An 11,722-nucleotide genomic window follows, 5' to 3' on the forward strand; every position below is an offset into this window, starting at 1 on the left:
CAGCGAGGCCGGTTCGGCCATTGGCGAGCTTGATCGAGCCGGACGTGCGGGTGTTGGTCAACCTGGGCTACGGCAGCCCGCACCAGGGGTGGTCGACCGGACCGCCCAATGTGCCTCCGTTCGGGCGGCTCCCGCCGCTCGCCCCGGGGGAGGTCACCGGCGCGCTGGTGGGCGGTGCGCAGCAGGGCGTTGGCGATTTCGCCCGGGAAGTCCAGGCGGTGGTGTCCAACGCGTCACTGTCGAGCCTGCTGGATTCGCTTCCGCAGCCGTCACTCGGGGTGATCGAGCGCATCCTCGCCTCACCGACCGGCGCCGTCAACACCGTCGCCAGCGCGGTCGCCGGCGGCTATTCGGTCGTGCTGCCCACTGCCGACTTCGCGACGACGGCGCTGCTCTCCCTGCCCGCCTACGATGTCTCGCTGTTCGCCGACGGGTTGGGACAAGCCCTCGCCGGCGACCCGGTTGGGCTGATCAACGCAATCGGCAATCCGATTGCCGCTGATGTCGGCTTGTTCTCGATCGCCGCGGGTTTTGAAACGCTGGTGCTGGTCTCGGCGGCGCAGTCGATCCTCTCAGACCTCAGCAGTTTGTGACCGTCGCAGGGCCTGGCGGTCTCGCGTTGATGCTGCGGTAGGATTTCGACCTGCTGCCGGTTGACGCCGGCAGTGGCGGGCTGTGGCGCAGTTTGGTAGCGCACTTGACTGGGGGTCAAGTGGTCGCAGGTTCAAATCCTGTCAGCCCGACGCAGATCAGAGCATTTTGATCAGCCGGTTCAGTGGCATGCCTCGGTCATGCCCCGACTTTGAGCGTCGGTACGGGCCGTCGCTGGTCCTGACCCGTGTGTTTTTGCGTGGCGGTGGCAACAATCCTGCCGGGGAGCCCCATCTATGCGCAGATCAACGACACCTTTTGAGGCATCGGCGGGGTGACCCGTAGATCCGTGCACTGTTGCCAGCGCACGTCAGGACGGTTTCGGCACCCGTTCCCCAGTTACTCTTGGCGTCTAATACCCCGCAGAACCTCACTCCAACCCTGACACCGGGCAGGGTCAACACGATGACGCCGAAGTGGTGCGCATCAGGCTCGCAGACGTGCTTCGGTGGATACGGTCAACTCCCGCCGAGCGCCCGACGCGCCAGCGCCGCTGCCGCGGGACTCACGATGTCCCCACGCATCCAGGTGACGGGCTGATCGGTCACGTTGATCAGGACATCAAAGACGGGGAGTTGGCGCAGGGCGGCTGCAGAAACAGGCCGACCGTCGGCGTGGCGCCAATCGAGTTCGGTCAGCAACGCCGCCACCTTCTCGAACGGCAATGCGGAGTCGGTCGAAGCCGCCGCAAAGGCCAGCATGAGCAGGGTGGCTTGCGTTTCAAACGTCATGTCGGACTTGGGGATCAGCCGACCGGCCAAATGGTCCCACAGTCTGTCGGGGTCACGCTGGGCCGCTGTCCCAGCCTTGGTCAATAGCAACGTTCCCTTGTGCTTGCGCAACAACCCCAAAGACTGCACGCCCTGGCGGAATCGCAGCAGCGGGTCGCAGTCGATCTCGCGATAGCGTTTGCCGATCCAATCATGCATTGCGGGAACGACTTTGGAGGATTCCCCGACATCAACCGGCTTGAGATACCCAGCGCTCGTCAGCGCAATGCCGCCGTCCTTCGCGCGGTCCAGGAACCAGTTGTACGGCCGCAAATTATCGGGCAAATCAACCGCATCCAGCGACTGCGGGCCGATCAGCGTGAGCGCCGCCACCGTCAGGTCGTCACCGTAAGGGGTGTAGGTGAGCCGGTGAACCAGCTCGACCAGACGCTCATCGATGCCGGCTTCACGCAGCACAAAGTACGCGCTGTCGAAGCCCCCGTTGACCCTTCCCAGATCAAAGAACGCAGGGTCGGCCAGCACCTGGGAAAGGCTGTCGGAGTCGACCAGATGCCCGCAGTCCTCTGGCGGTGCCGCGCGCTCACCGTCTACGACAACCGCTGCGGGACAGCCGGTTTCGGCAGCGCAGACCTCTTCCAGGCGCAGCGTCAGCTCCCAGTTGTCGCCGTAATCGTAGAGGTAGTGCAGGACATCACCGGGCTCGCTGAGGGTTTCGTCGAGCCGAGTGTCGGCGGCGGGCAGACCGTCATCGTCTTCGTCGGGCCACTCCTTGTTGTCCACGTCGTACGGGCACAGGAACAGCTGGCTGTGATGGTCGAAGGCGCCACCGCCGAGTGAGAAGCGGTGCAGGTGCGAGTCGGTCCAGTCGAACGCCACCTGAAGGACTTGGTGCACCAGGTCCAGCGTCAGATTCGAGCGCAGATCTAGGCGCCGCCAGATCGTTGGATCGCTGTCGTCGAGGTGCACCCGGATCCGGTAGACCACGTCATCTCGTCGCCGAGCGCGACGCAGATCAGGGCGTGACGACTGCTGCGGAACCAGGCGAAGGTACGGACGCCCCATGCGACCCACCTTAGTGCCGGTGCCGCGCCGATCAGGACACCCGTTGGGTATGCCGTGATCGGTTGGCCGCGTAGCAGTTTTCCCACATCACGTAGCCGATTACGCAGGCGCCTTTCTTCGGGACACGGGTCAGCACATCGGCCGTCGGGCAAAATTGCTTGGCAAGGTGATCTTCTGGTGCTGCCGCAGGAAAGAAATGATTTCTCTGCTCATGTTTACCGGTGCCAGTTCGGCGCGGATGCTGAACGCGGCAGCGGCGGAACCCGGTTGATGCGAGGTTTGACTGTACGGCCCGGTCAGTGATGCGGCGGCCGCTCGTCCCACAGCCTGCCTTCGTCGGATGCCTCCCGCATCTGCTCCTCATCACTGAACCGCTCGAAGTCCTCCGGCGTGACCCGCGGCCGTGGCCGATTTGGCGCAGAAGGTGGTGGGGTGGAGGATTCGGCAGGCATGAGTTCGATTGTCTCTCGGCGGGTAAGCTCGCTCACCCGGTATCGCCCATAGACCAACTCGAATATCGGCGTGGCCATCAGCGTGGTGATGATCGCCACCAGCACCAACATGGTGAACAGCGTGGGCGTGATAATGCCTGCTTCCAGCCCGATATTGAGCAGGATGAGCTCGATCAGCCCGCGGGCATTCATCAATGAACCCAGCGCGACGGACTCGCGCAACGGCACCTTGTTCAGGCGCGCAGCCAGTGTGCAGGCAATCCCTTTCCCCGCAATGGAGATCACCAGGATTCCCAGGGTCACCGCCCACAGCGTTGGACTGTTGACCAGTCCGATCTGGGTGTTCAGCCCCGAATACACGAAGAACAGAGGCAGCAGGAAGGTGGTTACAAGCGGTTCGAGGCTGGCCGTGAGATGTCGCGCGAAAAATCCGGAGGGCATGGCGACACCAAGAATGAAGGCGCCGAAAATGGCGTAGATCCCAATGGTGTCGGTGAACCACGCACATGCCATCAGAAGAATCAATACCGCGCTGAGCGTGGGCGCGCTGACGGTGTTCTGGCGTTCAGAGATGGTTCCCAGCCTGGACAGCATGCGCCGTCCGACCGTCAGCACCAGCGACGTGTACACAATGCCACCGACTATCGCCACCACAGCCAGCGTGGGATTGCCCCGGTGAATGGCCAGCACCGTCGCCAAGATGCACCAGGACAGCGCATCGTCGGCGGCGCCGCACGCCAGTGCGAGGGTGCCCAACGGGGTGCCGGAAAGTCGTTGTTCGAAGATGATCCGGGCGAGCATGGGAAACGCGGTGGTCGCGATCGACGCGCCGAGAAACATCATCGCCATCACCGGGGTGACGCCTTTTTCGAAGAATGTTCCGCTCGCCAGCAGCGGCCCAGCGACCAGCGCCCCCAGCGCGAGCGGGGTGAGGATGCCGGCCGCGGAGACGGCCGCGGCGGTGCCGGCGCGATGTTTGATCAGGTTGACGTCGAAGTTCAGCCCGATCAGGAACATCTAGAGCACCAGCCCGATCTGCGCCGCCGTGTAGAGCACGACGTTGGCCTGACCCGGAGGAAACAGGTCGTGTTGCACCCCGGGGGCAATGCGTCCCAGCAGTGAGGGGCCGAGCAGCACGCCGGCAAGCATCTCGCCCACGACTTGTGGTTGACCGAGTCGCTGCGCCAGCATTCCGACAATTCGACAGGTCCCCAGAATCACCGCCAGTTCCAGAAAGAAATGTATGGCAGTTGCTGCAGGCACAGGTCACGTCTCCTGGTTCGAAATGCGGGTAGCAACAGTTCGGGACCATGTCCAGCGATCTGTCGGATGCGGCAGCAGAACCCCTGTCGACGACGGCTTGCCTTCACCGGGTGAATGAATGCGGCTTGGTGTAACTTCTTAAATATTAAGTAATTGACTGAACCCGCGTGTGTGAGGGGGCCGTATGGATGTACGAACAGAGCTTTCGCAACTCAGCCCCGAAGCACGAGAAGCTCTGGCCCACCGGATCAGAGCGCGCCTTTCCCATACGGACGCCGCTGCCCCTGACTACGAGGTCGCCGTCATCGGCGGCGGGGTCGCAGCCCTCACTCTGGCACTGGAAATGAAGATCGTCCGCCCACAAACGCGGATCCTCATCATCGAACCGAACCCGCATCCGGTACCGGAGATCACCCACACGGTCGGCGAGTCCACAGTCGAGATCGCCGCCCACTACCTCAGGGACCGGCTGGGCCTGGCCGACCATCTGCGGGATTCCCAGCTCCGCAAGATGGGCTTGCGAATGTTCTTCTCGAACGCGGGGAACACCGACATCGCCCAACGGGTCGAGCTCGGCAGCTCCACCTTCACACCCCAGGTGACCTATCAAATCGACCGCGGCAGGTTGGAGAACGAGCTGAACCGTCGGTGCCTGACCCAAGGCGTCGAAATCGTCTGTGGCCGAGTGCGATCCGTGAATTTCGGCCACGGCACCGGTTCCCACACCGTGACATTTCAGCACGGCGACGCGACCACTGAGACGACGGCTCGCTGGGTGGTCGATGCGTCGGGCCGGAATCGGGCGTTGCCGCGACAACTGGATCTGCGCCGGGCCAACGAACACAACTGCAACGCGGTATGGCTACGCATCGGCATGGAGATCGACATCGGCCAGTGGAGCGACGACCAGAACTGGCACGCCCGCTTGGTCGAGGGCGACCGGGCCTTGTCGACCAATCACTTGATGGGTGAGGGGTATTGGGTCTGGCTCATCCGACTCGCTTCCGGAGCGACCAGCGTGGGCATCGTCGCCGACCCGGTGGCGCACCCGTTCCACACTTTCAACACGCTCGCGAAAGCTCGGGCGTGGCTGAGCGAGCACGAACCGCAATGCGCCGCGGTGCTGGCCGAGCACGAGCACCTGATCAAGGACTTCAGGGTGATGAAGCACTACAGCCACGGCGCGAACAAGATCTTCGACGGACGTGACCGTTGGTGTCTCACCGGCGATTCAGGAGTGTTCCTGGACCCGCTGTATTCGTCGGGACTGGACCTGGTCGCCATCGGCAATGGCCTGATCACCGACATGATCACCCGGGACCTCGACGGCGAAGACGTGGTCGCACGTTCCGGAATCAGCGACTCGCTGTTCCGTTCGCTGACCGACATGTGGCTTGCCGTGTACTGCAACCAGTACCCGCTGATGGGTTCACCCGCTGTGATGTCGGCCAAGGTGATCTGGGACATCGCGTTCTACTGGGGCTTCCTGGGGTTGCTGTACAGCAATGGCCGTTTCGTCAGTGTCGCCGATGATCCCGAAGTCGTACCGCATTTGCAGGGGCTGATCGACCTCAGCAATCGCGTGCAACGGTTCTTCCGGGAGTGGGCAGCAGTGGAACAGTCTTCTCCCGCATCAGGTTTCGTTGACTTATTCGCACCGCTGCAATTCATGGTCACGCTGCACACCGCCATGATGGGCGTTGCCTCTGACTTCCGCGCGCAATTCGACGCCAATGCCCAATTATTGCGCCAGCTGGCGGGCCAGTTGGCCGAGACCGTGATCGCACAACATCGCGACAGGTTTGCCGACGACGATGTCATGCGACAGGTGCAGGCGTGGCAACGGGATTCCTTTCTGCAGGAGCTGCGCGCCATCTACCGCCGTGAGCAACCGGGCAACCCGGTCAGTCAGGACTGGATTCTCGGCACCACACCCGCACTCGAATTCAGTTGACCCAGAACAAACACGAGATCCGGTTGCGCGGTGCCGGTCGGGTATCGCGGCGGCCCGACAGGGGAGAGGTGAACATGTCTGCCGAACACGTCACTCGAAAGCCCTTGGCGATTGTGGGGATCGGGTGTCGTTTCCCGGGCGACGCGCACACACCGGACACTTTCTGGCGGCTGCTGTGCAACGAGACCGACGCCACCCGCACGGTCCCGCAGACCCGGTGGAACGCAGCCAAATACTACGATCCAAACCCGGCGAAAGTCGGCAAGATGGTCACCCGCCGAGGCGGGTTTCTCGATGAGATAGACCAATTCGATCCCCAGTTCTTCGGCATCTCGCCCCGCGAGGCGAACTTGCTCGATCCGCAGCAGCGTCTGCTGCTGCAGACCACCTGGGAAGCGTTGGAGGACGGGGGGATACCCGCGGAGGCGTTGGCCGGCAGCAAGGTCGGTGTCTTCATGGGTGGTTTCACTCTCGACTACCAACTCCTGCAAAACCAGGGTCGTACCAGTCGCTTCCGATTCAAGACCCATTCCGCCACCGGCATGATGATGACGATGCTCGCCAACCGCATCTCCTACGCATTCGACTTCCGTGGCCCGAGCATGACGATCGACACGGCCTGCTCGAGTTCGCTGGTCGCCGTACACCTTGCGGCACAAAGCATCTGGAACGGTGAGTGCGATCTCGCCCTGGCCGGCGGCGTCAACATCATGATCGGGCCCAACACGGCGATCGCGGAATCGAAGAGTGGGTTCCTCAGCCCGGACGGGCGCTGCAAAGCATTCGACCAATCCGCTGACGGCTACGCGCGCGGCGAAGGCGGCGCGGTGGTGGTGCTCAAACTCCTCGAGCACGCTCTGCGCGACAGCGATGACATCTATGCGCAAGTCCTCGGCACCGCCGTGTCGCAGGACGGCCACACCGACGGCATCACCGTACCCAGCGCTGACGCGCAGCAGGCGGCGATCACGACAGCGCTGCAACGAGCCGGCGTCGAGCCCAACGACGTCGGGTACGTGGAGGCGCACGGCACCGGTACTCCGGTCGGCGATCCTGTCGAGGTCCGTGCCCTGGCCAACGCGCTCGCGTCCGACCGGCCCCCCGCAGATCCGCTGCTGATCGGATCGGTGAAGACCAACATCGGACACCTGGAGGCCGGCGCCGGGGCGGCCGGCCTCATCAAGGCCGCGCTGGTGCTCAGACACAGTTACATCCCCGCCAACCTGCATCTGGAAAACCCCAGCAGTCACATACCTTTGGCGGAATTCGGCGTCGAGATACCGCGCACCGGGCGCGCGTTTCCCGTCGGCAAACGGCGGGTGGCCGGCGTCAACTCCTTCGGCTTCGGGGGCAGCAACGCCCACATCGTGCTCGCCGAGCCGCCCGCCCCGGCCGGTATCCAAGGCCCACCTCGGCGGAACCGGCCGGCCATACTGCCGATCTCGGCACGCGCCGAGGAGGCCCTGGCGGCGCAGGCCCACCAGTTGGCGGCGCACCTGAACGCCCACCCGGATACCACCCTGCACGATCTCGGCTACACGTTGAGCCGGCGGCGCTCTCACCTCAACTATCGCCGCACCCTGGTCGCGGGCAGCATCGCCGAAGCGCGGGAACAACTCCAGGCCCTCTCCGACGCTGTCCCCGTCGGCCGCACCCCGATCGCGCCGAAGCTGGCCTACGTCTGCACCGGGATGGGCCCTCAGTGGTGGCGGATGTGCCGCGACCTGCTGGACTCCTATCCGGCCTTCACCGAGAGTTTGTTGCGCACCGATCGCGAACTCGCCCAGCACACCAACTGGTCTCTGCTGGACGAGCTTCGATCCGATGAAGGTCATTCGCGGATGAGCGAAACCGAGGTCGCGCAACCTGCCAACTTCGCCATCCAGGTCGCACTGGCCGAACAACTTCGCGAGTTCGGCGTCACCCCCGACGCGGTGATCGGACACAGCGCCGGGGAAGTCGCCGCCCACTACCTTGCCGGTGTCCTCACCTTCGAGCAGGCGGTCCAGGTGATCTTCCACCGCAGCAGGCTTCAGCAACGCACCAGCGGGCTGGGCCGGATGCTCGCCGTCGGACTCAGTGCCGAGTCGCTCACCCAGACCATCGATATCGCAACATTTGACGAGCGGGTATCCATCGCCGCGATCAACAGCCCGTCCGCGGTCACCGTCGCCGGCGATCGCGACGTGCTGGACGACATCGCCCGCCACTTGGACGAACTCGGGATCTTCAACCGATTGCTCACCGGCAAGGTGCCCTATCACACGCACTACATGGACAGGGTCAAAGACGACCTGTGCACCGCGCTGGACACGTTGTCGCCACAGGCCGCGGCCATCCCGCTGTACTCCACCGTCACCGGGGAACGACTGGACCACTACCCTTCCGGCGCCGGTTACTGGTGGCAGAACACCCGCGCCACCGTCCTTTTCGAACCCGCGCTGCGTCGCATGCTCGAGGACGGCTACACCCACTTCGTCGAACTTGGCCCACATCCCGTCCTCGCGGCATCGATCGCCGAGATCGGCCGAAGCCGGCAGCTCGACGTGAAGGTCCTGGCCAGCCAACGACGCAACGAGGACGACAGCCGTACCCTGTTGAACTGCGTTGGCGCTCTGCATTGTCACGGTCACTCGGTCGCCTGGGACGTGCTCTATCCCCAGACGGGTGCGCGGCTGCTGAAGCTGCCGTCCTACCCGTGGCAGAACAAGCGGTACTGGAACGAAACTCAGGAAGCGGCCGAGGACCTGCACTACCACCCGGTGCACCCGCTGCTGGGGCAACCGGTCAGCGCCGTGCACCCGACCTGGGAGGCCGAGCTGAACACCACCATCGCGCCCTTCCTCGCCGATCATCAGGTGCAGGGAAGTGTCGTGGTGCCCGCGGCGGTATATATCGAGATCGCCCTGGCGGCAGGAAAAGAAGCGTATGGATCGAGCGACTACAGCGTTGTCGACCTCTCGCTGCACCGTGCCCTGATCCTGGACGCAACCTGCGATCCAATCCTGCGGACCACCCTCAACCGGGACACCGGCGCTATCGAGTTCGCCGCGTTCACAGCCACCGCCGGCGGAGAAATGAGCTGGACGATCACCGCGACAGCAGCGCTGAATACGTTGTCGCGCGCCCCTGGCCGCGACGACAACGCCAGCAGCACCGAGCAGGCGACAACGATCGACGGCGACGAGTTCTACACCCGAGCCCGCGCCGCGGGGTTCGACTACGGCGAGGCGTTTCAGACCGTTACCGGCATCACCTCCGGAGACGGGTGGGCCATCGCCCAGATCAGCTTGCCCGCCACGATCATTCAGGACGTGGATGCCTACCGCTTCCACCCGGCACTCATCGACGGCGCCTTCCAGACATTGCTCGGCACACCGCTGTACAGCCAGAACAACGATGGCAGTCCCTACCTGCCGACCCGAATCCGGCGCAGCGCCATCTACGGTCCCCCCGAGAAAGTCATGGCCGTACACGCACGTGTCACCTCGGCAACCACCGACGAGATCGAATGCGACCTCACGATCACCGGCGACGACGGCGAACCCCTGGCCGCGATCCACGGCTTCACCGTGCAATCGCTGAGCGCGTCATCGCGGATGTCGCCCGAACGGGTGGACAAGGGACTCTACGAGATTCAATGGGTCGCGCAGACCGAAACGAGGCCCGCCGCCAACGCGTCGGTGCCCGACAGCTCGTCCTGGCTCGTCTTGCTCGACCTCGACGGCATAGGAACCGCCCTGGTCGAACAACTGCACCGCAGTGGTCAACGGGTCCAGACGGTCATCTACCAGCCCGTCAGCGGACTGACCGAGATCGACGGCGGCTATGCGCTGGACCCGCGGCATCCGGAACAATTTCAGCAACTGCTCGATAGACATCTGGAGAAAGAAGGCAGCCTCGCCGGCGTCATCAACCTGTGGCCGCTGGACATCTGCGCGGACACCGGATCCACCGAAACACATTACCGGATCGGTGTTTTCACGATTCTGCACCTCATCCAGTCCTTCGCCGCACACGACGCCATCCAGCCCCGCCTCTACGTGATCACCGGCAAAGCGCAACCGGCGCCGGACACCGATGCGATCGCCGTCGACCAGGCCGCCATCTGGGGACTCGGACGGGTCGTCGGTCACCAAGAATTGGCCGGCCAGTGGGGAGGACTCATCGACATCGACGATGCCGGTGATCGCGAGCAGACGGCGTTGCGTGTCTGCCAACACATTCTGGCCGACAACCTTGATGACCAGGCCGAGGATCAGATCGTCATCCGCGGAGACGTGACGTATGTGCCGCGGCTGCGCCCGAGCCAGAGCCTGACCGAGCCATTCCCCACCAAACTCACGCCCGACGCGACCTATGTGGTCACCGGTGGGCTCGGAGCTCTCGGGCGCACGGTCGCGAGGTATCTCGCCGAACGCGGAGCCCGTCACATCGTGCTGCTCAGCCGCAGTGAGATCCCGCCGAGAAACCAATGGTCGTCGATACTTCCTGGGCACCGGCATCACGACACCGTCAGCAACCTGGCACAAATCGAGCGCCTCGGTGCCCAGGTGAGCACTGCCCGGGTCGACATCACCGACGCCGATCAGGTGCAATCGTGGCTCAGTGACCACGTCCGGCAAGGCGGCCGGCCGGTGCGTGGAATCGTGCACGCCGCGGGATGTGTCAACGATCAGCTCCTGGTGAACATGACCGAACCGGACTTCACGCGGGTCATGGCTCCGAAGGTCACCGGTACCCGGGTGCTGCACAACGCTTTTCGCGGTCACGACCTGGAGTTCTTCGTCCTGTTCGGGTCCGCCGGCTCGGTTATCGCCGCACCCGGTCAAGGAAACTATGCTGCCGCCAATGCTTTCCTCGACGCATTCGCGCACCTGCGGCAGGCCGAGGGACTGCCCGCTCTCACCATCGGGTGGGGTCCGTGGTCAGTGGGAATGGTCGAAGAGCTGAAGCTGGAAAAGGTCTACGCCCAGCGCGGCATCGAGCTCATCACGCCCGCCGCCGGCGCCCGGATCCTCGATCGGCTCATCACGCAGAGGACCCCCAACGTGGTCGCGATCAGCGCCGACTGGATGCGAGCCCGTCGCGCCGGCTTCGGCGGCCGGCTTCCCGCAATGTTCGCCGATCTGGGAACGACCGAAGCGACGGTCGATCAGGACCCCGACACCACGATGATCGACTCGCTGACCGGCCGCCCCGAAGCCGAGAGACTCGAGGCGGTGGCAGACCACGTTCGGCAGGTGGTGGCCGCCGTCTTCGAAGTCGCGGCTGGCGATATCGGCCCCGACGACATCCTCAACGACATCGGCCTGGACTCGATGATGGCCATGGATTTCCGGGCCCGGATCAGTGCGATGTTCGGTATCGAACTTCCGGTGCTGGAACTGCTCAGAGGTGTCAGCGTCAACTCGCTGGCCGCGCGGATACTGGCCGACCTGCATCTGGACGGCGCCAGCTCGTTGCCGGACACCGAACCGCAACCGGAGCCGCGCGCTGCGGACGACGTGGAGCATCTCCTGGAAAGCCTGTCCGACGCCGACCTGCGGGCATTGCTGGCTGAACTTGAGCAATCACCTGACGGTCCCGAGCCGGGACGTTCGTAGTGG

Annotated in this window: 4 protein-coding genes, 1 tRNA gene and 1 pseudogene; 4 read left to right on the plus strand and 2 right to left on the minus strand. The window is 64.1% G+C overall.

The features are described from left to right. Positions 1 to 20: 20 nt before the first annotated feature. Both ACZYZ9_RS06075 and ACZYZ9_RS06080 read left to right on the plus strand, forming a co-directional pair. Positions 21 to 593, plus strand: coding sequence for a hypothetical protein (locus ACZYZ9_RS06075; RefSeq protein ID WP_463825303.1), 573 nt, complete (start codon positions 21 to 23; stop codon positions 591 to 593). A gap of 76 nt (positions 594 to 669) precedes the next feature. Beyond that, positions 670 to 743: transfer RNA gene (locus ACZYZ9_RS06080), tRNA-Pro, on the plus strand. A gap of 366 nt (positions 744 to 1,109) precedes the next feature. Here the strand turns inward: ACZYZ9_RS06080 and ACZYZ9_RS06085 are convergent. Then, complete coding sequence (locus tag ACZYZ9_RS06085; protein WP_463825304.1) at positions 1,110 to 2,444, minus strand: plasmid pRiA4b ORF-3 family protein; 1,335 nt, start codon at positions 2,442 to 2,444, stop codon at positions 1,110 to 1,112. Between the two features lie 296 nt (positions 2,445 to 2,740). After that, positions 2,741 to 4,087: pseudogene (locus ACZYZ9_RS06090) on the minus strand (cation:proton antiporter). Positions 4,088 to 4,343: 256 nt separating this feature from the next. On the opposite strand from ACZYZ9_RS06090, the gene ACZYZ9_RS06095 reads away from it, so the two are divergent. Beyond that, positions 4,344 to 6,113, plus strand: coding sequence for an NAD(P)/FAD-dependent oxidoreductase (locus ACZYZ9_RS06095; RefSeq protein WP_463825305.1), 1,770 nt, complete (start codon positions 4,344 to 4,346; stop codon positions 6,111 to 6,113). A 74-nt stretch (positions 6,114 to 6,187) separates the two neighbouring features. Beyond that, positions 6,188 to 11,719, plus strand: a complete 5,532-nt coding sequence (locus ACZYZ9_RS06100; protein WP_463825306.1) for a type I polyketide synthase — start codon at positions 6,188 to 6,190, stop codon at positions 11,717 to 11,719. The last annotated feature ends 3 nt before the right edge of the window (positions 11,720 to 11,722 follow it).

Source organism: Mycobacterium sp. IDUB_28, from assembly GCF_055419285.1.